The sequence below is a fragment of the Paenibacillus sp. sg306046 genome, assembly GCF_059821225.1.
Genome location: NZ_JCAMRT010000015.1, coordinates 15,897 through 42,418, shown reverse-complemented (window position 1 = coordinate 42,418; position 26,522 = coordinate 15,897). Strand labels below are relative to the sequence as shown.

20 protein-coding genes are annotated in these 26,522 nt (G+C 57.9%); 1 reads left to right on the top strand and 19 read right to left on the bottom strand.

The window, feature by feature from the left end; all coding sequences use genetic code 11:
• Nucleotides 1-58: 58 nt before the first annotated feature.
• Nucleotides 59-2,050, bottom strand: a complete 1,992-nt coding sequence (locus tag AC6ROY_RS16170; protein ID WP_500101604.1) for an ATP-dependent DNA helicase — start codon at nt 2,048-2,050, stop codon at nt 59-61.
• Nucleotides 2,051-2,288: 238 nt separating this feature from the next.
• Between AC6ROY_RS16170 and AC6ROY_RS16165 the strand changes: the two genes are divergently transcribed.
• The gene (locus AC6ROY_RS16165) at nt 2,289-2,819 is read left to right on the top strand and encodes a DinB family protein (RefSeq protein ID WP_500101603.1); all 531 of its coding nucleotides are present in this window, start codon (nt 2,289-2,291) and stop codon (nt 2,817-2,819) included.
• Nucleotides 2,820-3,038: 219 nt separating this feature from the next.
• Here the strand turns inward: AC6ROY_RS16165 and odhB are convergent, their stop codons facing one another.
• From odhB to AC6ROY_RS16075, 18 genes are all read right to left on the bottom strand, one after another.
• Nucleotides 3,039-4,460 (bottom strand): 2-oxoglutarate dehydrogenase complex dihydrolipoyllysine-residue succinyltransferase, encoded by a 1,422-nt coding sequence (odhB, locus tag AC6ROY_RS16160; protein ID WP_500101602.1) that lies wholly within the window; start codon nt 4,458-4,460, stop codon nt 3,039-3,041.
• Between the two features lie 5 nt (nt 4,461-4,465).
• Nucleotides 4,466-7,378: a 2-oxoglutarate dehydrogenase E1 component gene (locus AC6ROY_RS16155; RefSeq protein ID WP_500101601.1), complete on the bottom strand. Its 2,913-nt coding sequence runs from the start codon at nt 7,376-7,378 to the stop codon at nt 4,466-4,468.
• Between the two features lie 401 nt (nt 7,379-7,779).
• Nucleotides 7,780-8,709: an ABC transporter substrate-binding protein gene (locus AC6ROY_RS16150; protein WP_500101600.1), complete on the bottom strand. Its 930-nt coding sequence runs from the start codon at nt 8,707-8,709 to the stop codon at nt 7,780-7,782.
• 97 nt (nt 8,710-8,806) lie between these two features.
• Nucleotides 8,807-9,826 carry a FecCD family ABC transporter permease gene (locus tag AC6ROY_RS16145; RefSeq protein ID WP_500101599.1) on the bottom strand — a complete coding sequence of 340 codons (1,020 nt, stop codon included), beginning with the start codon at nt 9,824-9,826 and terminating at the stop codon, nt 8,807-8,809.
• Nucleotides 9,823-10,794: a FecCD family ABC transporter permease gene (locus tag AC6ROY_RS16140; protein WP_500101692.1), complete on the bottom strand. Its 972-nt coding sequence runs from the start codon at nt 10,792-10,794 to the stop codon at nt 9,823-9,825. Before AC6ROY_RS16140 ends, AC6ROY_RS16145 begins: the two co-directional genes overlap by 4 nt.
• Nucleotides 10,795-11,009: 215 nt before the next feature.
• A complete protein-coding gene (locus tag AC6ROY_RS16135; RefSeq protein WP_500101598.1) occupies nt 11,010-12,659 on the bottom strand; it encodes a helix-turn-helix domain-containing protein in 1,650 nt (549 codons plus the stop codon).
• Nucleotides 12,660-12,707: 48 nt separating this feature from the next.
• Nucleotides 12,708-13,547: a glycerophosphodiester phosphodiesterase gene (locus AC6ROY_RS16130; protein WP_500101597.1), complete on the bottom strand. Its 840-nt coding sequence runs from the start codon at nt 13,545-13,547 to the stop codon at nt 12,708-12,710.
• 302 nt (nt 13,548-13,849) lie between these two features.
• On the bottom strand, nt 13,850-14,374 hold the full coding sequence (locus tag AC6ROY_RS16125) for a DUF420 domain-containing protein (RefSeq protein WP_500101596.1): 525 nt from the start codon (nt 14,372-14,374) through the stop codon (nt 13,850-13,852).
• A gap of 208 nt (nt 14,375-14,582) precedes the next feature.
• Nucleotides 14,583-15,248: an HAD family hydrolase gene (locus AC6ROY_RS16120; RefSeq protein ID WP_500101595.1), complete on the bottom strand. Its 666-nt coding sequence runs from the start codon at nt 15,246-15,248 to the stop codon at nt 14,583-14,585.
• Nucleotides 15,245-15,928 carry a ribose-5-phosphate isomerase RpiA gene (gene rpiA / locus AC6ROY_RS16115; RefSeq protein ID WP_500101594.1) on the bottom strand — a complete coding sequence of 228 codons (684 nt, stop codon included), beginning with the start codon at nt 15,926-15,928 and terminating at the stop codon, nt 15,245-15,247. The genes AC6ROY_RS16120 and rpiA overlap by 4 nt, the downstream gene beginning before the upstream one ends.
• Before the next feature lie 176 nt (nt 15,929-16,104).
• Nucleotides 16,105-16,437: a cupin domain-containing protein gene (locus tag AC6ROY_RS16110; protein ID WP_500101593.1), complete on the bottom strand. Its 333-nt coding sequence runs from the start codon at nt 16,435-16,437 to the stop codon at nt 16,105-16,107.
• Nucleotides 16,438-16,563: 126 nt separating this feature from the next.
• Nucleotides 16,564-16,959, bottom strand: a complete 396-nt coding sequence (locus AC6ROY_RS16105; RefSeq protein ID WP_500101592.1) for an RDD family protein — start codon at nt 16,957-16,959, stop codon at nt 16,564-16,566.
• 174 nt (nt 16,960-17,133) lie between these two features.
• Nucleotides 17,134-17,901, bottom strand: a complete 768-nt coding sequence (cobA, locus tag AC6ROY_RS16100; protein ID WP_500101591.1) for a uroporphyrinogen-III C-methyltransferase — start codon at nt 17,899-17,901, stop codon at nt 17,134-17,136.
• Nucleotides 17,898-18,806, bottom strand: coding sequence for a formate/nitrite transporter family protein (locus tag AC6ROY_RS16095; RefSeq protein ID WP_500101590.1), 909 nt, complete (start codon nt 18,804-18,806; stop codon nt 17,898-17,900). The genes cobA and AC6ROY_RS16095 overlap by 4 nt, the downstream gene beginning before the upstream one ends.
• Nucleotides 18,807-18,819: 13 nt before the next feature.
• The gene (gene nirD / locus AC6ROY_RS16090; RefSeq protein WP_500101589.1) at nt 18,820-19,131 is read right to left on the bottom strand and encodes a nitrite reductase small subunit NirD; all 312 of its coding nucleotides are present in this window, start codon (nt 19,129-19,131) and stop codon (nt 18,820-18,822) included.
• 107 nt (nt 19,132-19,238) lie between these two features.
• A complete protein-coding gene (nirB, locus tag AC6ROY_RS16085; RefSeq protein WP_500101588.1) occupies nt 19,239-21,671 on the bottom strand; it encodes a nitrite reductase large subunit NirB in 2,433 nt (810 codons plus the stop codon).
• 436 nt (nt 21,672-22,107) lie between these two features.
• Nucleotides 22,108-25,401, bottom strand: a complete 3,294-nt coding sequence (locus AC6ROY_RS16080; protein WP_500101587.1) for an OmpL47-type beta-barrel domain-containing protein — start codon at nt 25,399-25,401, stop codon at nt 22,108-22,110.
• Between the two features lie 87 nt (nt 25,402-25,488).
• On the bottom strand, nt 25,489-26,391 hold the full coding sequence (locus AC6ROY_RS16075) for a TIGR02452 family protein (protein ID WP_500101586.1): 903 nt from the start codon (nt 26,389-26,391) through the stop codon (nt 25,489-25,491).
• Between the last annotated feature and the right edge of the window lie 131 nt (nt 26,392-26,522).

The window sequence follows — 26,522 nt, the reverse complement described above, 5'->3', positions numbered from 1 at the left end:
GCCATCCTTTGCAGAATGACCTTCTAGCCGTACGTGGATGTTGGTTCTGCTTGCTCTCCTACCTTAAACCGGCGGGTTCATCCGCCATCACGAACTCCAGCTCATCCCATCCCTTCAGCCTCACTCCTTCCGGCAGCAGCCCTTCGATGCTCGCGCGCAGCGCAGCTGACGTATGCAGCTCCTCGCTGAAAATCGCCACGATGCCCCGGTCCTCGCGCGAGCGGACCAGCCGGCCCATCCCCTGCTTCAGCCGCAGCAGCATGTACGGCAAATCGACCTCCTCGTACGGACGCGCCGCCGCCTGCCGCCGGGCCTCAAACACCGGGTCCTGCGGAGGAAAGGGCAGCGACCAGACGATCACATTGGAAAGAGATGGCCCCGGCACGTCCAGCCCCTCCCATAAGCTGGAGGCGCACAGCACACTGCATTCCTCCTGCTGGAAGGCTGCGATCAGCGAGCTGATTTCACGGTCGCCTTCGAATAAAAAACACAGATGCGCGCATTCGGCGTAATGGACGATCTCATGCTTGAACCGCTGCAGCTCATCCTTGCCCGGGAATAGCAGCAAAGCTCGGCCTCCTGTCCGGGCCAGCAGCGAAATCGCTGTTTTCATTTTCTCGGAGAAAGCAGCCCGGTACGCCCAGGTCGGCGCAGCGACCTCCAGCTGTCCCGCATAGTCATAAGGCGAATCGACGGAAAACGATAAATAATCACTGGTGCCAAGGCTGTCCGCGATGTAATCAAAGGAGCCCGCCACCGACAGTGTCGCGGAGGAAAATATAATCGGCATCGACTGGCCGAATACCCGCTCGCGCAGCACCTCTTTCACAAGGCGCGGCATCATGACCAGCGTCAGCCCGTTCACGCTGTCCGTCGCCCAGCAGATCAGCCCGTCCGTCTGGCTAAACAAGCCAAGCGCCTTCTGCATCATTTCCAGATGCTCCTCGACGATGCGCAGCTGGTAATCATTCAGCGTAAACAGCTCGCTTTCGAATACAAGCTCATCTTCGATGCTGGTCAGCAGCGCCTGAAATTTGCTCACCTCATCCAGCAGTTGCCCGTTAACGGCAATTCCTTTGCGGTCTGAGCCTGGAATCGGGCTGGACTGACGTTCGATCACATCAAACATCGCCTCGCTCTGGGCAATCGCGTCCTCGATCAGCAGCGCAAACGACTCCCTTACCTCACCCTTGAGCAGCCGGGTAATCAGGTCCTCGAAGACGACATGCTTGAGCTTGTAGGTCAGCGCCTTCTGCGCCGCCGATTCGAGCAGATGCCCCTCATCAAACACAACAGCGCTATGCTCCGGCAGCAGCGGGAGCTGGCCTTCGCGCTTCCGGCCCTCATACGTCCACACATGCTCCATATAGAAGTCGTGCGAGCATACAATCAGGTCGGCCGAGCGCCGATAATGATCACGCGACAACGTCTGCCCGCAGCGATGCCGCTGGTCGCATACAAAGCAGTCCTGGAATGCATCCCAGCTGATCCGGCTCCACTGCTCATCGTTCAGATGGGGGTAATCCTTGCGGTCGCCGTAAGCATGAAACGACTGCAGCGCCTCGCGCATATGCACGAAGTCCGGCAAGCTTTCGTACAAGTCGCGGTACAGCGGCGCTTCCTGGTAACCAAGCCTTGCCTCGTCAAGCTTGTTCAGACAGGTATATTGATCAGGCGACTTTGCCAGTCGCGCGTCTATGTCCAGATTCAGATGCCGGGACAGCTTGGCGATATCGCCCTCCGGCTTCACCAGCTGCTCAATCAGCGACTCGTCGGCACAGGCGATGATCACCGGCTTGCGGTGATAGCGGGCGTAACAGACAGCGTAAAGCAGATACACGAGCGTCTTGCCCGTCCCTACCCCCGCTTCCGCGAAAATAGTCCGCTTATCGGCAAAAGCGCGCTCCACCTGAAACGCCATATAAATTTGCTCATCGCGCACTTCAAAGCCCGCTTCGGGCAATGTATCGTAAAACACATCGGCAATCCACTCCCCGGCTTGTTGAACGAACGGCCTGGAATGATCGTAGGCGAAAGGATATCGGCTCACGGCGTATAGCCTCCAGTATTGAATTTGGATGAAGATTCGAATCTTGAATTATCGCATACTGTGACGGGAAAAGCAATGGGGTTGCTGGAGGCAAGGCAAGCGTCGGTGGGAAAAGGAAACGCAGGCAGAAGGCTTGCAGGTTAGCGGCGCTCCGGCGTGGCTTGCTTCTGAATCCATCCCTTCTCAGCAGCTCAACTGTTGTATAATCAGAATGAATGAATAATGGGAGGTTATGTGAATGGAAATGAACCATATTATTCTAAATGAAATGAACAAACAGTTAGCACGGATCGAAACCTGCTTAAACCGTTTGTCCGATGAGCAAGTATGGCACAAGTTTAAACCAAACATGAACAGCATCGGCAACTTATGCTTGCATTTGGCCGGAAACGAATATCAGCATGTTGTGAGCGGCATTGGCAAGGCTCCTTTTAATCGGGCAAGGTCAGAGGAATTTACTACAAGCAACGGGATAACCGGAGAGCAATTACTAGTACGGCTCAAAGACGTAAGACGACAGTCTTCAAGCATCCTTGAAGGTATAAAGGAAAGCGACCTCACAGCAACCATCACCATCCAGTATTCATTGGAGGATTGGAATACCATGCTTGTCCGTTCCGTCCACGACACGACGCCCAGCTATACGAGGATTTTAGGAGCCATGCTGATCCAAGTTTGCGAGCATTATAGCTATCATGCCGGACAAGTGGTCGTTCTGACCAAATTACTCATCGACAATGATGACTCCATAACGGGAACCTTTCATTAAAAAAACGCCCCCTTACCCAGCTGCACGCGGGTTAAGGGGGACGTAGTGCGTTGTGGCATTGGCAAGAACAACGAACGATCACGCTCTACGGCGTATGAGCTTGCGAATCCGGACTTTGCCTCCCAACCAAACTGATCAGGACCAAATTCGACAGCTTGCTAACGCCCCGCTACAACGTTTATCCAGCACGCCATCCTGTTCGGAGCTGATTTTTAGGCGTCAGCCCTCAAGCAGCAGCGTTTCCGGGTCTTCCAGCAGCTCTTTCACCTTGACCAGGAAGCTGACCGCCTCGCTGCCATCGACGATCCGGTGATCGTATGAAAGCGCGATATACATCATCGGGCGGTTTTCCATCCGCTCCGCATCAATAGCGATCGGCCGCAGCTGGATTTTGTGCATCCCGAGAATGCCGACCTGCGGCGCATTCAGGATCGGCGTGGACAGCAGCGAGCCGAAGACGCCGCCATTTGTGATGGTGAAGGTGCCGCCCTGCAGCTCGGAAATATCAAGCGAGTTGGTACGCGCTTTACCGGCCAGCTCGACAATTTTCTTCTCAATTTCGGCAAAGCCGAGATGATTCGCGTTGCGGACGACCGGCACGACCAGCCCTTCCTTCGCCGACACCGCAATACCGATATCGTAGTATTGCTTGACGATAATATCGTCGCCTTCAATTTCGGCGTTCAGCAGCGGGAATTTTTTCAACGCGCCGACGACGGCCTTTGTGAAGAAGGACATAAATCCAAGTCCGACATCGTTTTTCTCTTGAAACGATTGCTTGCGGCGCTTGCGAATGTCCAGAATGGCCGTCATGTCCACTTCGTTAAAGGTCGTCAGCATCGCCGCCGTGCGCTGCGCCTCGACCAGCCGCTTCGCGATTGTCAGGCGGCGGCGGGACATGCGCTTGCGCTCCGCCGGCTTGCCCGGCTGCGCGGAGCTTGTCTGAGCCGCGGCAGCTGGCTGGCGGCTCGCTGTAACCGCCGGCTGGGCTGCGCCTGCAGCCGGTGCGGCCGGCGCAGCGCTTTGCGGCGCTGCGGCGGATTGACCGCCGGCAGCCGCGCTGCGCACATCGGCCTCGTACACGCGGCCGATCGGATCGCTGGCGGACAGCTGGCCGACGTCCAGCCCTTTCTCGCGGGCGAGCCTGCGGGCTCCCGGCGAAGCAGGACGCTGGCCGACGCCGTCAGTCGGCCCGGCTGCCGGAGCCGAAGCAGTGCCTGCACCGCCGGCGGCAGGCGCCGAGCCCGCTGCGCTTGCGAACGCTGCGGCAGCTCCAGCCGAAGCTGCCTGCTGCTCATTTGCGCCAGCGCTGCTCCCGGCTACAGCGTCTGCCTGCTGCCCATTTGCACCAGCGCTGCTCCTGGCTACAGCAGCAGCCTGCGCATTTGCGCTTGCGCCGACCCCGCCGCCTGCATGAATTGTGCCGATCACTTCCCCGACCTGCACGGTGTCGCCTTCCTGCTTCAAACGTTTATCCAGCACGCCATCCTGTTCGGCGCTGATTTCCATATTCACTTTATCTGTCTCCAGCTCCAGCAGCAGATCGCCCTGGCGAACAGACTGGCCTTCTTGTACAAGCCATCTGGAGATCGTTCCTTCGGTAATGGATTCGCCCATTTCCGGTACTTTGATTTCGCTCACTTGTGTTACCTCCCGATGGTTGTGATGACTTGCTGGCTTTGGCTAAGCGCCACCGACAAAATGCGCTGCTGCTCGTAGCTGTGAACATTTTGATAGCCGCTTGCGGTGCTGGAGCGCTCCGGACGGCCAACGTAGTCGATCTTACTGACAGTCACAGGCGCGATCGCCCGGATGCGCGGCTCCATGTAGCTCCACGCCCCCATGTTTCGCGGCTCCTCCTGTACCCAGAGCAGCTCCGTTACATTCGGATAGCGGGCCAAAATCGCGCGGATTTCGTCAGCCGGGAACGGGTAAAGCTGCTCCGTACGAATCATATGCAGCCAATCCCAGCTTTTCTCGTGTTCCTTGTCCAGCGCTTCCTCCAGATCAATGGCTATTTTGCCTGTGCACAAAATAATACGCTCCACGCGCTCCGGGCGGTCTCCCCGATTCCGCTGCTCCAATACCGGACGGAAGGAGCCCTCGCTCAGCTCGATCCCCTCCGACGCGACGCGCGGATTGCGGATCAGGCTCTTGGGCGCCATCAGCACAAGCGGACGGGCGCGTTCGCTCTCCGATAGAGCAGCCTGACGGCGCAGCAGGTGGAAATATTGCGCGGCGCTGGTCAAGTTCGCCACCGTCCAGTTGTCCTCGCCCGACAGCTGCAAAAACCGCTCCAGCCGGGCGCTGGAGTGCTCCGGACCTTGACCCTCATACCCGTGCGGCAGCAGCATGACGAGGCTGGACGCCTGCGACCACTTCGAGCGGCCGGCCGTAATAAACTGGTCGATGATAACCTGCGCCGCATTCGTGAAGTCGCCGTATTGCGCTTCCCAGATGACAAGCGTTTCCGGCGCGTATACATTATAGCCGTATTCAAAACCAAGCACAGACGCCTCGGACAACGGGCTGTTGTAAATGGCAAACGACGCCTTCGCTTGCGGAAGCTGGTGCAGCGGGCTGTACACCCCGCCGTTTTCAACATCATGCAGCACCAGATTGCGGTGAGCAAATGTCGCCCGCTCCACGTCCTGCCCGCTGATCCGGATCGGCTTCCCGTCCGCCAGGATGGAGGCGAAGGCGAGCGTTTCCGCATGGCCCCAGTCTACCTTCTCGCCTTCATTTAATGCATTCGCCCGGCGCTCCAGTATTTTTTTCAGCTTCGGATACATATGGAACGACTCCGGCCAGCTCAGCAGCCCTGCGTTGATCTCGCGCAGCTTATCCAGCGATACGCCGGTGCGGAGACGCTGTACTTCCCCGTTCAAGGCCTGGCTCGCCTGCGGAGCCATCGTGTCCTGGCCGTCGCGCTGCTTGACCTCGTCGTAAGCTTCGCGCAGCTTATCCTGCACCTCCTGCTTGATGCCGTCCTTCTGCTCCGCGGTCAGCAGCCCTCGCGCGATCAGCTTTTCCGCATACAGCGTGCTGACCGTCGGATGGCTTCTGATTTTCCGGTAAATGAGCGGCTGCGTCGTCTCCGGATCATCCGATTCATTATGTCCGTAGCGGCGGTAGCCGATCAGGTCAATCAGGAAGTCCTTTTTGAACAAATGCCGGTACTCAATCGCCAGCCGCGCCGCGGCCACGCATGCTTCCGGATCATCCGCATTCACATGCACGATCGGAATTTCGTAGCCCTTCGCCAGGTCGCTGGCGTAATGCGTCGAGCGTGAGTCCTTGCTTTCCGTCGTAAAGCCAAGCCGGTTGTTGACGATAATGTGGATCGTGCCGCCGTTGCGGTAGCCGGTCAGCTGGTTGAAGTTCAAGGTCTCGGCGACGATTCCTTCGCCCGGGAAGGCGGCATCGCCATGCATCAGCACGGCGGCGGCGCGCGCCACATCCTGAACCGGATAACCCGGCTGCTGCCGGTCATCCTGGGCGGCGCGGGTGAAGCCTTCGACGACCGGATTCACAAACTCCAGATGGCTCGGGTTATTCGCCAGCGTCAGCCGCGTCTCGACCGTTTCACCCCATTTGACCGAGCGGTTTGCGCCGAGGTGGTATTTGACATCGCCCGTCCAGCCGTAATTGATGCCCATCGAGCCTTCCGACGGAATCAGATTGCGGTTCACCGAGTGATGGAATTCGGAGAAAATTTTGCTGTACGGCTTGCCGAGCACGTGAGCCAGCACGTTCAGACGGCCGCGATGAGCCATACCCATCAAAATATCCGTAGCGCCGTCATAAGCGAGCTCGCGGACAATTTCATCAACCAGCGGCACCAGCGCATCCGTGCCTTCGACAGAAAACCGCTTTTGTCCGACAAAGGTGCGGTGCAGAAAATCCTCGAACTGCTCCGCCTCCAGCAGCCGCTTCAGCAGCGCTTGCCGTTCTTCGGCATCCAGCCTGAGCTGGGGCAGCTTAAATTCGGCTTGCTCATTCAGCCACTTGCGCTCCTGTTCGTCATGCACGTGGCTGAACTCATAAGCGATCGACCCCGTGTAAGCCTTGCGCAGCAGCTGGACAGCGGCCCAGCCGTCGCTAACCTCAGGATGAGGGCCGTCCCAGACAAGCTCTGTCGGGAGCGAAGCAAGATCGGCAGGCGTAATCCCGTAATAGTCCGGCTCCAGCAGCCGCACATCAGCTTTCGCACTGATGCCAAGCGGGTCAATATTGGCCGCCAGATGCCCATAGGTGCGGATGTTCCAGACCAGCTTGCCGGCGGCTACCGCTTTTTGCAGCAGCTCGCCGGACATTGCCGCAGGGGCGGCTGGACGCGCGGCCGCAGCGGCGCCGTCAGCCTCTACCCCTTGCCCGGCAAATTCGGCTTCCGAAGAATAAACGGGCGGCTCGCCCCATTGATCGAACAGCTCGCGGTAATCCGCGCCTACGGATTCCGGATGGGTCAAATACTTTTCGTATTGCTCTTGCAAGTAACCAAGATTAGGCCCATAGTACGCTGCCCACGGGTCCCAGGCTTGCGGATTGATTGATGACATGGCTGCTTTCCCTCCGTCTGGTTTATGTGATGAGGCATGGACGGATTTCATTGTAGATGAAATGGTAAATCCTAACCTTATTATAAGCTTCCCCTCCTTGATAACTTAAATAACCATTTTAGTTGAATTCGATCTATTTTCGAGATCATTTCACTATCGAATGATTCACTACGCCAGCAGTTCGCCTAAATGATGCCAGCCAGCAGCAAAAAAGCGAGGACACGGTGAGTTTTCCACCACGCCTCACTTGGCTTGTCTTATTGTTAATCCAATCCATTTACATAATAAAGCTTCGCTTCCATTCAATTTTTACATAAGCTTCGTTCCGGCGCCGCGCCAACGTTTCCGGCTTCAACCAAGCTTCGGTGCGGCAGGGCTTGGCTTTTGCGCCAACTCGGGCTTTATTTCTTAAACAGCTTCTCCGCATTGTCCAGCGCCAGCTTATGGCCGAGCGAGGAATAATCCAGCCAAGGATTGCCTTCTACAACATATACATGCTTGTTTTTGACGGCCTTCAGTCCGAGCCAGAGCGGGTTCGCTTCCAGCTGCTTGAACACCTTCTCCGCTTCCCCGTCCTTGTTCACGACGACAAAGATCGCATCTGCATCAAAGTCAGGAAGCACTTCCTGCGAAATTACCTCATACGCCTTGTCGATTTTCTCCACGCCTTTGGCTGGCGTCAGCTTCAGATCGTCGAACATGATCGGACCCATCGGACGCTTCATCCCCATGACCCGCAGCTCCTTGGCCGTCACGCGAATGGCCATGACCTTGGCATCTGCGCCAAGCTGGTCGGTGATCTGCTTTTTCACACGCTCAGCCTGCGCTTCGTAATCCTTGATGAACGTCTCGGCTTGGGCATCCTTGTTCAGCAGCTTCGCGACCTTCTTCAACGTGTCCCGCCATGTCCCGTCATCCAGATTGAACACTTCGGTTTTGGCGATTTTCTCGTATTTCGCTTTATCGGTTCCGGCATATTTTTCATCAACATAAACGGTATCCGGCTTCAGCGCCAGCACAGCCTCCATGTCAGGATCGGTGACGACGCCGAGCTTCTGCACGCCGTCCAGACGGTCCTTCACATGCGGGAGGAAGTCCTTCACATCGCCGCCGATGACGGAGCCGACCGGCTTGACGCCGAGCGCCAGCAGGTGGTTTGTCAGATGGATCGACATCGACGCGATCCGCGGGTCTTTGGCCGCAGGCTTGTCAGCCGCAGCGGCAGGAGCCGGCTGGGCCGGCGCGCTCGGAGCGGCAGGCTGTGAGCCGCAGCCAATAGCGGCCAAGGACAAGCAAGCCACGGTGCATAAGGTCATCCAGGTTTTTTTCATGAAGTTCGGTAGCTCCTCTGTTTTGTATATAGTTGGATCGGTATGCCCGGCACGACACGAAGCTAAACCGAGCTAAGCCAAGTGAGGCTCCGTTCCGTCAGGTTTTCGTTCTTGCCAGCAAATACAGAAAATACGGTGCGCCCACCGCGGCAACGATGACGCCTGCGGGGATCGCGTTAGGCTGAAACCAGGCGCGGCCGATCGTGTCGGATATGACGAGAAGGACGACGCCGATCAATGCGGCGACCGGCATAAAATGCCGATGCAGCGGCCCGACAAGCCGACGCGCCAGATGCGGCGCCACTAGTCCAATGAAGCCGATTCCGCCGGCCATCGAGACGCTCGCGCTGGATAGCGCCACGGCCACGGCAAGCAGCCGCAGCCGTTCGCTGCGTACAGCTGCGCCGACGCCGACCGCTGTCTCGTCGCCTAACGTGAAGGCGTCCAGGCTGCGGGAGCGGCTCAAGGCGTACGGAACAAGCAGCGTAATCCACGGGAGCAGCGCCACGACATGCTCCCAGCTCCTGCCCCATACGCTGCCGACCAGCCAACGGGCTGTGAAGGCGTAGGTCGTGTCGTCCAGCTTCAGCGACAAATACAAGGTAACCGCGCCGAAGCCTGCCGCAACCGCAATGCCGACCAAAATAAGCCGAATCGGCTGCAGGCCGCGGTAACGGTCGTAGGCAAGCAACACAATCAGGCAAGCCGTCAGCACGCCGCCCGCAAACGTAAACAGCGGAATAAGCAGAGACAAGCTGCCCTTCATCGTGTGGAAAAATGAAACAAACACAATCAGGCCAAACGAAGACCCCGCATGCAGCCCCATAATGCCGGGGTCAGCCAGCGCATTGCGGGACAAGCCCTGCAAAATTGCCCCCGACAGTCCGAGACCGATGCCTGCCAGCACGGTCACGCAAATACGCGGCAGCCGGTAATCAAACAGCACAAGCTGCTCATCGGGCGTTCCATGACCGAGCAGCGTCTGCAGCACGGACCAGGGTGCGATGCGAATCGTGCCGGTATTCAGGCTGTAGATGATAACCGCTGCGGCCAATACGGCCAGCGCCAGTCCAACGACGACTGCCTTGGAAGCTCTCCCCGAAGCTGTGGCCTTCACGACAGCTGCCTCCCTTCCTTGCGCGCCAGATAGAGGAAAAATGGAACGCCGACCAGCGCAACCATCACCCCGATCGCCAGCTCGCGAGGCGGGTTGATCGTGCGGGCTGCCAAATCAGCGAGCACAAGCAGCAGCGCGCCAAGCAGCGCCGACAGCGGAATGATGTGCCGGTAATCGACGCCAACCAGCCTGCGGGCGATATGCGGAACGACCAGTCCGACAAAGCCGATGCCGCCGACCGCCGATACGGACGCACCGGCCAGCACAACCGACAGAATCATCCCGGCGGTGCGTACTTTTCGGGTTCGAATGCCGAGATTAACGGCCGTCTCGTCGCCCAGCGCAATCAGCGTAACCGGCCGTCCCAGCGCGATTGCTGCGGCAATTGCGATGCCGATGACCGGAGCCAGCAGCTCCAGATGCAGCCACTTCACGCCGGCCACGCCTCCCGCATACCAGAACGCCAAATCCTGGCTCAAGCCGTAATAAATCGCAATTCCGGTGCTGAAGGCATGCAGCATCGCCGCGACCACCGCGCCGGCCAGCGTCAGCCGCAACGGCGTCAGTCCGCCCGGCGACAGCGAGCCAAGCATGAAGATCAGCAGTGTGCTGAGCACGGCGCCGCCAAACGACAGCGCCATCAAGGCCGCATAGGGCAAATTCGGCATAAAGGCAAAGCTCAGCGCAACTACCAGCGTCGCTCCGGCGTTTACCCCCAAAATACCGCTGTCCGCCAGCGGATTGCGGGTGACTCCCTGCATCAGCGCCCCGGCGACGGCAAAGCCCGCGCCGATGACGGCTGCGCCGAGCACACGCGGCAGCCGAAACTCATGAATGATCTGATGTGTCGTCAGCGCGGGGTCATAACGCATTACCGCCGACCAGACCGTCGCAAGCGTAAGCTCCTTCGCCCCATAGGAGACAGCAACAAACATCGCCGCCAGCAATGCGCCGAGCGCAAGCGGCATCGTCCAGCGGTACGGCAGGCCCTTCCATCGACCGAACGATTTCCAATAAGCAGCTATTCTGTCGATAATGGGCGAACCCCTCCATGTTAACATTGATAATCATTATCAATGGTTATTATAAAAAAACAGCCGTCCACCGTCCATGTCCTAATTATTACAATTTTACATGGACGATTTTTAATCGTTCCTCACAGCAGGGACGACATTCGCTGCTCTTACAGCTCAGAAAGCCAGGCTGCGGCTTTCTGCAGCTGCATATTGACGGACAATGGGGCGTACGTCATCCAGAGGTCGAATTGACGGGTAACCAGAAACCGGCCGGCGTGAATCGCGGGATGCGACTGCCAGGCCGCCGTGTTCAGCCGCTCATGGATGCGCTCCAAATCCTGCGCGCTATGCGCAACAAACAGCAGCGCATCACACGCCTGCTGCGGCAATGCTTCCGGCTCCAGCGCCACCCAGGTCACACTTGTGCCTGCCGCCTGTCCGGCCATCGCAGCCGCCACTTGCTCAGGCGGCCGCAGCTGCAAGGAGCGGTAAAATACATGACCGATATTGCGATCCGCATACAGCCTGAACTCTCCGCGTCTCACCATACATAATCCCACCGTCAGACTGCCGACCCGCGCATGCAGCCGCTTGCGGGCAAGCTCCGCCTGGCGCTCATAGGCGGCCAGCCATGACTCGGCTTGCCGTTCCCGGCCAAGGACAGCCGCCGTATAAGACAGATGGCCGAATACATCGAGCGTTTTCCACGGCACGGCAACGATTGGAGCAACGTCTCCGATGCTGGCTTGCGCCTTCACCAGCACGTTGTTTTTGCAGAGAATCAGATCGGGGGAAATATCCAGAAACGATTGCCGGCCGATTTCCCAAGGATCGGAAGCATGCTGCGGCAGCGACAGCGTCCGGGTCGCTACCGGCAGATGCGTACGGCTCTGGGCCGCTTCCGGAACAATGCCCAGCGTCAACAGATGGTCGGTACACGGATACGACAAGGAAATTACCTTGAGCTCCTGCTCCCGCCGGATATATACGGTAGGAGCGCAGCCGTTCTGCGCTTTAAAGCGGCGGCTGAAATAAAATTCATCCCGGTAGCCGACGCTGCGCGCAATGTCCCGGATATTCGGCTTGTATGCCGTAAGCAGCTGCTCCTTGGCCCGATTCATCCGCAGGTCGGTCAGAAACTCGATGGGCGTTTTGCCCATCTTTTGCTTGAAGCGCTGGGAAAAATAAGAAAGCTGCATCCCTGCCATGTCGGCCAGCCGGTCCATCTTAATCTCGACGGGATAATGCTCCAGCATGTGCGACAAAACGTTTTCCAGCCACTGCTCCGGCTGAACCGACAGTCCAGCCGCTGCGCCCTCGGCCTCCAGCGCCGTTTCCAGCAGCCGCAGCAGCCACTGCTGACGGCGCAGCCGATCGCTGGCCTTCCCCTGCGGGCTATCCGAGAGCAGCAGCAGCATAAGCCGCTGCATCGTGCGGAAGCCATGCTCCAGCAAGCCCTGAACCGGAAAGGACAGCTCCCGCTCATAGGTGCGGCGCTCTCTGGATGTCCCTCGCTCCGGCCCAATGACGCGAAACAGCTCAAATTGAACACGGCATACGTCCATCGTTTGCCCGAAGACTGCGGAGAGCTCCAGCTTGGTGTCCGGCGGCAGCAGCAGCAGCGTGCCCTGGGCGATTCGCGCAGGCGCTCCGTTCACCAGCAGCTCGCCCCGTCCTTTCATAAACAGCAGCAGCGTATGGTGCTCCAGCGCATGCGGCTCCCGCAGCCAGTGGCGGAAATCGGAAATCATCTCCGCCCCGACCAGCTCCAGCAGCGCCTGCCGCCAATATTCGTCCTGCTCCCGCACCTCTTCCATCCGGATCGCTCCCTCTTCCCCGTCCTTCGCGTTACGGGTTCTGTAGAGCTAGTGTACCACATCTTCCCGCTCGCGCATCACCTTGGCCAGCAGCCGGGGCTTGTCGGTAATGATCCCGGTCACGCCCAGCTCCAGCAGCCGACCCATCGGGACCGGATCATTGACCGTCCAGACGTAGATGTCCTTGTCATAGCGGCCGGCCAGCTTCAGCAGCTCGGGCTTAGCCAGCGGATGAGCGATACTGAGCGCATCGTAGTCGGGATTGGCCAGCAGCTTCTCCAGCTCTTCCGCTCCGCTGAGCTTGTCAACGATCAGCCCTGTGCGCAGCTTCGGATCAGCCTGCTTCACCGTATGCAGCAGCTTGCCGTCGAACGACGTAAACAGGCAGTCCCGCTCAAACTTGTGGCGCTTGACGATGTCCACCGATTTTTCGGCAAGCTGTACTTGATGACCGTTATTTTTCAGTTCAATATTCAGCTTCAGTTTTCCTTGAGCCGTGCGGAGCACCTGCTCCAGCGTCGGAACCCGCTCGTCGGCGAAACGCTGGCCAAACCAGCTGCCGGCACTTGCGCTCATCAGCTCAGCCGAAGTCACCTGCCACATCGGCTTATCAATGCCGGTCGTCCGTCCTGCCCGCTCGTCATGCATGACCATCACAACGCCGTCAGCCGTCTCCTGCACATCCAGCTCGGCGTACCCGGCGCCAGCCTGGATCGCAGAACGGAAGGCGCTGAGCGTATTTTCCGGCGCCGACTCCGAGTCTCCACGATGCGCGATAACCTGCTCTCGCGAAGACGAAGCGTCCGAGCCGGAGGTGACGGGCAAACCGGGAATCATAGCGGCATTGACGACAAGGAGACAAAGCAAGGCCCGGATAAAGGTTGGCATGTGGCGGTTCCTCCTGTGGCTTCTGAATGTAGCCTTAACGTACCACAAGTTCGTTAGGAAATGATCAGCCTCACGCCATCACTTTTCCCCCGCTCCAAACATTTTCCTAATACGCTCCGCCAGACCGCGCCTCAGCGCAGCGCCGTGACCTATCCTGCACACGAACGACGCTTACTGCCGAGCCGGAACTGGGCGGGAACTGGGCCGGAAGCGGGCGGAAAGCGGCGATTCGGCCCACACCCACATAAAATAAGCCGGAGCATCGGCTCCGGCCTATAGCGCGCGCCAGTAAAGGCGCAGCCTCAGTAATACGGGGAAATCAGCACGTACACGATGACGCCCGTGGCGCTTACGTACAGCCAGATCGGCATCGTCCAGCGGGCGATTTTGCGGTGGCGCGCCACCTTGCCGGACAGCCCGCTCGCCATCGTCATCAACGCCAGCGGAACGTTGATAATCGCCAGCAGGACGTGCGTGATCAGCACGAAGAAATATAAATACTTGAGCCAGACCGGACCGCCGAACTTGGTCGGCTCCGTCAGGAAATGATAGGTCACATACGAGACCAGAAACAACGCGGTCGAACCAAACGCCGCGAACACCCAGTTGCGGTGCACATTAATTTTTTTCCGCTTGATCGCCACCAGCGACAGCATCAGAAAGGTGAACGTAAAGCAATTGAAAATTGCGTTAAGCAGCGGGAAAATCGTCACATCGAAGCCGACATCCCCCTGGTACGCCGGTAAAAAAAACAAACAGGCGATAATCAAGACCAAAACAAGCGAAAACACCGAGATTAACCCGGTAAAATTACGCGATTGCTTCATAACACAGCCCCTTCTGGAAAGTAATCGGTCTTGCCTTGTCCCTTCAAGGATAGGGGGTTTTGCGGGCAAATTCAATCCGCTCCCCGCGCCGCTTTGTTACGGTTTCATGAATAGTGCGGCCGCGCAGTATGCCGATCACCGGCCGGTAATCTCGTGCTTGCCTTCAGGGCAGCTTGATCACTTTCGTATGGGAGCCAGGCTGCAGGATTTAGACATGGCCGCGCGCATCTCCCTCCGGCAGCAGCTCGCCCAGCTCGGACAGCCGCTGCACATACGCAAGCGCGCTTACTCCTTTGGCAGCCATCGCCGTCGGACTCGTCTTATAGCTAACGAAGGGAATACCGGCGCCTGAGGAGGCTTGACCGTCAATCCAGGAATCCCCGACGGATAGCCAGCTTTGCGGCGGCATATGCGGAAACTGCTCCAGCACATAACGGAATCCGGATGGGGACGGCTTGAGCGCCGTCATTTGCTCCCGGCCCGCGATCAGGTCGAAATACTCGGCCACCTGCGTCAGCTCCAAAGCCTTGACAGCAGCAGCCCGCGTATTGTTGGTCACCACGACCAGCACATATGAACTGTGCAGCGCCGCCAGCAGCTCCCGCGCTCCCGGCTCCAGACCCGCCCCCTCCATTCCGATCAGCTCATGCCGGGCCGCAATCGCCATGATCTCGTCCAGCATGTCCGCTGTCAGCCCGGCCGTTTTGGCCTGCTCGATCATCGTCGAAGCCGTATGCTCGTGCAGCGGAAACTCCGGCGGCAGCATGTTTTTCCCGGATAAGTACGTATACATCTGCCGGCGCATGGCAGCGAAATCAATCCTTGACTGCAGCAGCGTGTTGTCCATGTCGAAAATAATGCCCTGAATGGTCATGGCTGTTCCTTCTCCAGCACCTTCACGCTTCCATCCTGATAGCCGACGATAACGTTTCCGGCCATGCCGACAAATAGTCCGTTATCCACAACCCCGACAATCCGGTTGATCTGGTCATGGAGCTGCAGCGGATCGGCAATCGCTCCGAACTCGCAATCGGCGATCCGGTTTCCATTATCCGTTACATAGGGACCGTCCCCGGATGCCGTCTGCCGCTGCGTCACCTTGCAACCAAGCGCAGCCAATTGCTTGACGATCAGCTCATGCCCATAATCCACAATTTCCACCGGCAGCGGAAATGCACCCAATTGCCCTACCTGCTTGCTTTCATCCACGATAATGATCAGCCGCTTGCTGGCCGAAGCTACGATTTTCTCCCGCAGCAGCGCGCCGCCGCCGCCCTTGATCACATTCCACGCCGGGTCCACTTCATCGGCTCCGTCGATCGTCAGATCAATCTGCTCCAGCTCGGCAAAGGAAGCCATCGGAATCCCCAGCTCCCGTGCCAGCTTTTCCGACTGGCTGGAGGTCGCGACTGCGCTGATCCGTAATCCTTCCCGCACCCTGCGCCCGATGTGCTGAATCGCCCAATACGCGGTTGAGCCGGTTCCCAGCCCTACAATCATCCCATCCTTGATCTCTGAGACGGCTTTTTCGGCCGCTATGCGCTTGGCATCCATCCTGTAACCTCCGCACGCTGTGACTTGTTTTTATTTATTTTACCGGAACTAAACGGCAAAAAGCTATCCCCCGAATCAGCTCTGATCCGGAAGACAGCTTGATCCCGCAAGCGGGCTGCATATCGTGCTTGCCGACTCCATTGGCCTGCAGCGCGACTGCAAGCAGCCCCCGCCGCCTAATTGCCGTTGATTTCGTTTTCCGCCTTCTCGAAGCACAGATTCACAGTTCGGCCATTGGAGCGGGTACGGTGCAGTACCCCCGCTTTCACCGTGTAGGTATCGCCAGGCCGCAGAGCCACCGTCTCCCGAGTCTCGAAATCAATCAACAGCTCGCCTTCAAGCACTAGGAACAGCTCGTCGCAGCCGTCATGCTTATGCCAGTGAAACTCCCCGTCGATGACAGCTGCGCGCACCACATGATCATTAACCTCGCCTACTACAAAATTCTTGTAAGTAGTAATCCCCTCTGTCATTGCAAAAATGTTGATTTTGCCGTTCTCCCTGTCCATCAGCTCATCCCTCTCCCCAGTCGTATGTCTCCGCCTTTTGTATGCTATATCATACATTTCGAGCAGGCTTCACCCGTCTGAAGCTCGCAATCATGCCCCTCGCAAAGCTACACAGCCCGCCAGCCGTTACACCTTCATAACCTCAGTGCCGGCGATCAGGTCATGCAAGGAACGCTTATCTTCCCTCACAATCACCATGATGCCGCTGACAATCACGGCAATGCCCAGCGTAACGCCATACACGAGACCGCCTGCAACATAACGCAGCAGCATCGTGCCAAAGCCCGGGGCAGAGCCGTTCAGCCGCTGAATCCGAATACTGCAAATTCGTTTGCCCACGGTAAAGCCGTTCCAGAAAGTCGGAACAAGTACCGCGTACAGGAGCCATACCAGATTCGTAAACACCTGTTGAGCCTGCTGACTATCAAACAGAAAAAAAGAGATAAGAGACAGCGGCAGCCCCCAAAGAATTAACCCGTCCATCAGTGCAGCGCTAAATCTGATCCAAAAGCCTGCTTGCATGAACTTATCTCCTCCTTTGTCTTTTTCCATCATTACCCTATTTATGGATATTGTCAATACCTTTGTTTCCCTAAAGCTTATTCAAGCCCCAGCAAAGACAGACGAGCAAATCCGCTGCAAAACGGCTTTGCTCGTCTGTTTCTATGCTCGCCACACACCATCCGTGTCGTCTCTCTATACGATTTTCCGGTCGGCTTCTGCCGCCATCCGCATCAATTGCTCCCGTACCCGAACGACTTCGCCGATAATAATAATCGCCGGATTTTTCAGCTTGATCGCCTGGGCCAGCTCGCACATGCCGCCCAGCGTCCCCGTTACCGTCCGCTGCTTGCTCATCGTGCCCCGTTCGATCAAGGCTACCGGCGTCGTACAGTCACGCCCGTGAAGCAGCAGCTGCTCCTGAATATGGCGAAGCTGACTGACGCCCATATAGACAACGATCGTATCCACACCCGTTGCCAGCTGATCCCAGCGCACCGGCTCCTCGTGATCCTCGCTCCGCGTGCCCGTCACAACCGTAAACGAAGCCGCCAGCCCCCGATGCGTCAGCGGAATGCTGCTCGCTGCCGCCGAGCCGATCGCCGAAGTAATGCCGGGAATTACCTCCACGGGGATGCCCGCCGCCGCCAGCTCCAGCATTTCTTCGCCGCCCCGTCCGAATACAAACGGATCGCCGCCCTTGAGCCGGACAACCTGCAGCCCCTTGAGACAGTAATCAACAAGCAGCTTATTAATTTGCTGCTGCGGCATCGCATGCTGTCCCGGCGCCTTGCCGCAATAGACCAGCAGTGCGCCCGGCTTGGCGTAACCCAGCAGCTCTTCATTGACAAGCCTGTCATAAAGGATGACATCCGCCTCCTGCAGGCGTCGCAATGCTTTGAGCGTAATTAATTCCGGATCTCCCGGTCCCGCGCCTACAATGAAAGCTTGTCCTCGCTTCATGTTCTCTCCTCCGATATGACGGGCTCGAAGCCTGCCTTCGATTTTCGTGCCGCCGCTCCGTTCGCGGCGGTTTCATTCGCTGCTGCCGCTCCGCTTGCTGCCGTTCCTTTGAACGTAGCCCGTAACCCTTTGTACGCAATGGAAAATAGCAGCCCTGTGCCAAACATCCCGCCGATCAGGTTGCCGAGCAGCACCGGAAGCTGGTTCCACAGCCACCAGTCGCCGAGGCTGATCTTCGCCCCCAGCAGCATCCCTGCGGGAATGACAAACATATTGACAACCGCATGCTCGAAGCCTTGGGCAAAAAACATCACAACCGGCAGCCACATCGCCACGATTTTCCCGGATGTCGACTTGGACGTTAGCGCCATCACGACACCCAGCGTCACCATCCAGTTGCACAGAATCGCCTTAATGAACACAAGCCCGAGTCCCTGACCGCCCATACTTTTGTAAGCAAGCGTCTTGGCTTCGCTGGTACTGATCAAGGTCTGTATCGTCGGATGGGTCAAGTCCGTGCCCATTTGGGTCGCCGCCAGCAGGTACAGCCCCGCATAGACGATACACCCGAGCAGATGACCCAGAATGACCAGACCGAAGTTGCGCAGCATCTGCAAGGCGGATACCTTGCGCTCCAGCATAGCCAGCGGCACCAGAGCGAAATTTCCTGTCACCAGCTCAAGTCCCAGCAGTACAATGACCACAAAGCCTGCCGGAAAAACAAGGGCCCCGATCAGGGGCGCCTTTGTCTGAGCATTTGCCGTAAATGCCAGCGTCGTCGCACAAGCCAGTATAGCGCCGGCCATCGTGCCGCGAGTCAGCAGTCCGACTGAGGTGAGCTTCGCTTTATTGACCCCGGCATCCACCATGGCCTGCAGCACCTCAGCCGGCTTGATATACCCCATAATGAAGGCCTCCCTAAACCGTTACATAAACCGAGCCGCTGTTCGGATCAATTTCGACCGGGAAGGTAACGACGCAGCCATGATCGGGTTCCTGCACGTTGCCGCTGCGCAGATCAATTTTCCAGTCATGCATAGGGCAGTGGACAATCGCTCCGCATACCATGCCTTCAGACAGCGTGCCGCCCTTGTGCGGACACTTATTTTCGACCGCCAGCACATCGCCATCGGATAACCGGAACAAAGCAATTTGCGTCTCCTGAACCTGCAGCGTGCGGGAACCTTTGTGATCGATCTCGTTGATATGTCCGATATGAATTTTATGCATGCGAATGACCTCCCATGAAATTGTCGATTAATCTCTGTCCGGTTGTAAATTCCGGTTTGCCAAGCATCGGTTGTGTCGGTTATTTCGGTCATATGAATAAACGTAATTTATGATTTCGCTGCCGTTTCAACGGCTTGAAGCCCCTCGAAATTTTTGCGAAGCTCCGGCTCGTTAATAATTTGCTTCCACGGATCAACCGTCAGGCTAAGCGTGTGCTGGATACGGGACTGCAGCGCCAGTCGCTCCTCTTTGCTTTCCAGCGCCTGCTTGACGCTGTCCACGCCAACCCGGTCGATCCACGTTGAGGTACGCTCGTTCCATTGGGCGTTCTCACGGTAGTATTGCAGGAAGGCGCTCGACCACTCAATGACCTCGTCTTCTGTTTTGACAACGGTCAGCAGATCCGTTCCGCGCAGATGGACACCGCCATTGCCGCCGATATGCAGCTCCCAGCCGCCGTCGATCGCGATAACACCGAAATCCTTGATCGTCGACTCCGCGCAGTTCCGCGGGCAGCCCGATACCGCCAGCTTTACCTTGGACGGGGTGTTCAGCCGCTCGAATTCCTTCTCCAGCCGAATGCCCATCGCGATGGAATCCTGCGTCCCAAAGCGGCAGAAGGTGGAGCCGACGCACGTCTTCACCGTCCGGAGCGTCTTGCCGTAAGCATGGCCGGAAGGCATATCCAGCTCCTCCCACATCTTAGGCAGGTCTTCCTTCTTGACGCCGAGCAGGTCTAGCCGTTGTCCGCCGGTAAATTTGACCAGAGGCACCTCAAACCGCTCCGCCACTTCGGCGATTTTCTTCAGCTCAGTCGGCGAAGTCACGCCGCCATAGATGCGGGGTACGACCGAATACGTGCCGTCCTTCTGAATGTTCGCGTGGTAGCGCTCATTCGTAATCCGCGACTCCTTCTCATCCACATACTCATCCGGCCACAGCATGCCCAGGTAGTAGTTCAGCGCCGGGCGGCACTTGGAGCATCCTTCCGGCTGCTGCCATTCGAGCACATTCATAACTTCCTTGACGGTCATCAGACCCATTCGTTTAATTTCCGCTACAATTTCATCGCGGCCCAGCGTCGTGCAGCCGCAGATGCCTTCCTTCACATGCTGGACGTTGTCGCCCGCATACAGGTGGAGCAAGCCTTCGACTAGCGGTTTGCAGCCGCCGCAGGAAGCCGATGCTTTGGTACAGGCCTTGATCTGTGAAACGCTGGTGCAGCCTTCATTGCGAATCGCTTCGGCAATGCGCCCCTTGGATACCCCGTTACAGCCGCAAATGATTTCATCGTCGCTCATGCCTTCCAGCCTGCTGCCGGGTGACGAGCCGCCGGAGGCCGGAGCCAGGCCAAGCAATTCTTTTTCTTGTCCGGCGATGTTTTCGCCCTTCCGGATCAAGGAAAACAGGTGCGAGCCATCGCTTGTGTCACCGAACAAGACAGCGCCGATCAGCTTATTGTCCTGGATGACGATTTTCTTATAGATGCCGTCGATCTCATCCTGGAACCGCATCGAACGCGAGCCTGCCGGTTCGTCGAAGCGGCCTGCGGAGAACACATCCACCCCGGATACTTTCAGCTTGGTCGAAGTGACCGAGCCCTCGTAGCCGCCTGTTTCCACCTCGGCCAGCCGCTTGGCGAGAATGTTGCCTTGCTCATACAGCGGAGCGACCAGCCCGTATGCGATACCCCGGTGCTCTGCGCATTCGCCGACCGCGTAAATGCCGGGAATGTTTGTTTCCAGGAAGTCGTTGACCACGATCCCGCGGTTAATTTCGATACCTGCCGAACGCGCCAGCTCAATGTTAGGCTTGATCCCGACCGCCATCACGAGCAGGTCCGCTTCTACCGTACTGCCGTCGGCAAATTGCAGCGCCTGTACCCGCTTCTTACCGAGAATCGCCTGCGATTGCTTGCTGAGCAGAAACTTCATGCCCTGCGCCTCCAGCTCCTTCTGCAGCATCAGCGCTGCCGGCTGGTCAAGCTGCCGTTCCATCAGGTAGTGATGAATATGCACAACGGATACGTCCATTCCGAGGTTAAGCAAGCCGCGCGCCGCTTCGAGACCGAGCAGACCGCCTCCGATGACAATCGCGTTTTTGTACTCGCGGGAAGCCTCGATCATCGTCTCGCAATCCTTGATATCGCGGAAGGCGATAACCCCTTGCTTATCTGCGCCCGGCAGCGGAAGCATGAACGGATTCGAGCCGGTTGCCAAAATCAGGGCGTCATATTCGACCTCCACACCGCGATTCGAAACAACTTTACGGCGCTCGGCGTCAATTTTCGTAATCGTTTGGCCGGTATACAGCTTGATTTGATTGTCCTGGTACCATTGCAAATCGTTAATGACGATATCCTGAATCGTAGCGCCGCCGGCCAGCACTGAAGATAGCATAATCCGGTTATAGTTCGGATGAGGTTCAGTACCGAATATCGTGATGTCATACAGCCCTGGCGCAAGCTTCAGCAGTTGTTCGACCGCCCATACCCCTGCCATGCCATTGCCCACCAGAACCAGTTTTTTGCGATCTGCCATACTTAATCTCCCCGTTTCTGCTCCATAATGAAAACCAAAAAGGCAAAGATGCGCTACATGCCATACAGAGACTTCCTTGTTCCTCTGCATAAACACATTCGTAGGCTTCTTTGCCGCTTCAACCAGATACGCCATTGTACTGGATCGCTGAAGTTATTAAAGTTATTGACATTACTATACCTCAGCCGACTACAACATGTCAACTACTATGACATAAAAAATGAAAACGACCATAAATAGCTCCCATCGCCTTCATAAAGTAAGCTAACATTACATGAACGAGAGGATTCGGTTGCTTTTGCCAACCATCCACCCTCTGTACGAGCAACAGCCGCAGGAGAGCAAGCCCCTGCGGCTGTGTTTTGCTGCTGTGCGTCCTGTTATTAAGCGTATTGGGCCACGGCTTGCTTCACGAACCTTACACATCTGCCGCTCGCTACTTCACCACGCTGACCGTAACCGGTTCGCTGGAGGTGCTGCCCGCCGCATTGACCAGCTCCGCCCGGTACTCGTAGCTGCCCGGCGCACGTCCCTCAATTGCCGTGACCGCTTGCTGCGCCACAGGCGAGCCTGCCTCCAGCTGTTTGGACTCAATCAGCTGGCCGTTTTCATACAGCCGGTATTCGGAGCCATTGGTGCCCCACCACATATTCATCGTCACCCGGTAAAATCCGTCGCCGTCCCAATTATCCTGCGACAGCACCGGCTTGGCCGGAGCCGCATCCGTTACCTGAACCGTATGCGGCTGGCATGGCGTCGAGCCGCTGTCATTGATCAGCTCGCAGGTGTACGTATACGTACCGTTAAGACGCCCTGCAACGGCCACCTTCGCCGTTTGCGCCGCCGGCGTCGCCGCAGCCAGCTCGCTCGTATGAATCAGCTGGCCGTTTTCGTACAAGCGCAGGGTAGAGCCGTTGTTGCCCCACCACATGTTCATCGTGATCGCATAGCTGCCGTCACGCAAGCCGTCCTGACCGTTATCATCCGACAGCACTGCCTGTCCAGGCGCGCCTGCCGAGGAAACCGGCTGCTTCGTTACCTGAAAGACGGCGCTGCTCTCCGCCATGTTGCCGGCCGCATCTGTCACCCGAGCTTGCACCGTATGCTCGCCAAGGCCCAGCTCTTGCGCAGACAGCGAAGCGCCGCTGCTGATTTCCTGCCCGTCCAGCAGCAGCTTCTGCTCGGCTACGCCCGATCCGGCGTCTGTGCTTGCCAGCTCAAAGCGCAGCGTGTCCGTATTTCTGACATCGCCGACCGGCTTGCCGGACTGCGTCAGCGTAATGACAGGCGCCGTCTTATCCAGCCTCACCGTGGCCGACTTCGCAGCCTCCTGATTGCCCGCCTGATCCTTCGAATAATAACCGATCAGCGATACGCCTTCCGTTTCCAGCAAAAATGGACCCGTATACAGCACAGCCGGTCCTTCATTTATCGTGTAAAACGTGCTGGCGGGAGCAGAGCCGGACTCCTCCGCCGTCAGCGTGACCGTTGCATTCCGGTTTATCCAGCCGCCCGCATTTGGCGCTTCCGACAAGGAGATCGTCGTAACCGGGGCCGTTGTATCGGCCGGGGCGGCAAAATCCTGCAAGCCGCGCGGCTTGATCTGGTATACTCCCCTATAAATGGACGCAACGCCCTTTATCGTGACGATTTGTCCTTCCTGATAAGGAAAGCCTGCTTGCTGCAGGCCCGTCCGGGCATCGACGCGCACATGATTGCTGACATCGCCCTTCACAGCGTCAAATTCGAAGGAGCCGGTTGGCGCCGCGCTGACAAGGCTGCGAATCGTGACATCACTCAGCTCGATCAGTTGTCCCTGATTGACGGCAGTTACGGCTGCCGCCGATACAGCAGCGGGAAGCGAAGCGCTCCCCGTCTTTTCAATCGCCACCGGGTCCACCAGCTCCAGCTCGGTGTTGAACAGCGCCAGCGGCGCCGTAATCTTTACCACATCGCCTTGATGAAACCCGCTCAAGCTCTGAAATACGTACAACCCGCCAGTCGCATCCTGCATATAAAAGGCTTGTCCCCCGAAAGCGCCCGGCTCTGTCGTGACAACGCCCTCCACCGTAACCACCTTGCCCTCAGCCTGGCTGCGCGCTTCCGCAATCGTCACTTTCGCCGGAATCGGCCCCTCTTCATCAGGCAGCGGCTCTGCCGGGACATTCGCCACCGTAACACTGTTCGTCAGCAGGTTGGACCCATTTTGCCGCAGGCGCAAATTCGCGGAGCCGCTCGTTCCCGGCTTGAGCCGGATTGTCAAATCCTTGATCGCCTTGCCCTGGCTGTCCGAGGTTACGCTGAACGCCGTGCTGTAGCCATACGCGGATGGCCAGGTGCCATCGGCATTTTGGACTTGAGCGACCTGTGTGCCGCCGGCCAGGTAAATGCCCGCGCTAAAGCCCGACACCGTCGTATGGGCAGGCAAATTGTTGACGACGACCCGAAGCTGGAACGGCTGCGCATTCGGCAGCTGCGCCTGATGCACAAAGCTGTATGCCGCATTGTTCGTATCGCCCGGACCGCCATAGGAGCCCGGCTTGAACGTTGAGCGGTCCCACCATTTGTAACCGGCGGCCGGCGCCGACCACGGCTCGGCCTGCGGCTCGGTCGAAGCTTCCGGAGCTTCAAACGGCAGCAGCGCCGTCGCCTGATCCAGCTGCAGGCCGCTAACCTGCGTCAGGCTTGTGTAGCTCTCCTTTTTCGCCAGCCAGTTGACCATATTGATCAGCAGCACCGCATCGTCCTGCTCCTTGAACCCGTCATAGGTCCGCTTGGTCGCCCCGGTCTCCTCGCGCAAATATTTCGGCGTCGCATCCTCAACAGGGGACGAATCGCCGATAAAGCCGGCTTTGCCCGCGCCCACCTTGCTCACCGCGACATACGGCCCTTCGGCAACGCCTCCGCCGTTATACACGCCCTGATCGACCGCGTTCGGCCATGCGGCGTTCGTCTGCGGCAAGTACACGATCCCTTTCGCTTTTGTCGGATCGGTAATCGCAAGCGTTGACCCGGCGTGCATCGCCACAGCAGACACCCCAGCCGTAATGCCAAATGCTTGCGCCGGAGGCACAATATGATTAGCGGTCACATCGCCAAGCGCATTATAGCGGAAGCGCACGCCAAATTTCGTGCCCAGCCAGTCCGAGCTGACGACGCCCTGCATCGCAGCCGAATTGCGCTCCTCCACGCTCATCCCCTTCGCTGGATCGGTCCATGCGCCGCGGCGATAGCCGTTGATCGACTCGGAGCCGTCCCAGCGATTTTTATTGCGGTCCGCATTATAGTGGTCTCCGATGAAAAAGATGGCGCCGCCCTCCTGCACATACTGCTCCATCGCCTGCTGCTCGGTTTGCTTATACGGAATGTTCGGCTCGGCAATGACAAACACATCATAGCTCCTGAGGTCGTCAATCGTAATCGGCGTTGTTTTGCGCAGCTCCTTCACATCGTACCCGTTCGCCGCAAGCGCCTGTCCGAAATCCGAGAAGCCGCCGTCAATGACCCAATCGGCTGCGCCGGCGGTCTGGGCGTGCGTATTGTCGAACAGCACCTTCTTGCCCGCATTCTCATTGACAACCTTGGCCTGGATAAAGGGAGCCTGGTCTGTCGGCCCTTCGGCCAGTGCAGACGGCGCACTTCCCAGCAAACCTGCGTGGAGAGGCAAAGCCAGCGACAACGCCAGCAAGGACTTCATCCATGTCGTCTTGAAAACAGCAAACTTTTCCATGATATTCCTCCCTAGCAAAAATAATGAATACTACTCTATTATTCTAGCACAGGATTCAGGGAAGAAATGATCATTTTTTGTAAATTTTTAGGATGTTGACATTAGCTTGGAACGGAAGGCCATTTCTGCCCGTTTATGAGGGGATGACTCGTAGACGGCAAACACAATACGGTCAAATAAAGCCTCGTAGCGCTCGCCGGCCAGCACTTGCTCGAAATAGCCGGCCACTTCGGCAGGCTCATTACCGAATACGCCACATCCGTAAGCGCCAAGCACAAGCGCCTTGTGTCCATGGCAGGCGGCAACCGACAGGATGTAGCGGATGCGCTCCAGCATAACGGGAGCGATTCGGCCGGCTTCTCCTTGCTCGGCTTCCCGCTCCCGTACAACCCCGGCGTTCACGGCCGGCGCCGTAACGAAGGCCGCCAAATACGGCTCCTCCAGCAGCATGCCGCTGTCTTCGCGCAGCACCGGGACTCCCGGGGAATAAATCATATGATGCGAGTACAGGCAGGACCGCATCGCCCGGTTATGCGCATACATACTTGTCATCTGCGCAATGCACGGGTATAGCGCGGAGGATCGCGCCAAGCTTTCCTCTTGGGCCTGGCTCCCGCCGAGGAAGCCGCCGCCCGGATTTTTTGCGGATGCAAAGTTCAGGCAAAGCGTATCCGCACGCCCTTCGTCCACGACCATACGGCGTGCGGCCTGCAGCGTCGTTTCGCCTGTCAGCTCCAGGCGCGGACGGCTGGACGGGCCTTCTGCAAGCCGGTCCGTCGCCTGCTGCTGCACGCCGGGCAGCATGTCGGGTGTATACAACTGCGAACCGGCAATCGCCCGCCGAATCGGCTCGCTTAGCTCAATTTGTTTGCCTGCCGGTGACGTGTACGCCCCGCGCTCCAAAATGTCCAGCGTATCCTGGGCAATCCGGCTTCTGCCGCCTCGGCCCCTATCGTGCCCCTGCTTACGCGTCTGTTTATCCCTGTTCATGTTCGTTCACCTCGAATTTGCTTCGTCTTCATCATGATTCATCCTTCGCGCGAGGGCACCTTTTCAAGCGCGCCCGCGGCCGCTGCGCTTTTCAAATGCCCTGTCCTTCGCCGCTTTTGTTGCGCCGCTCC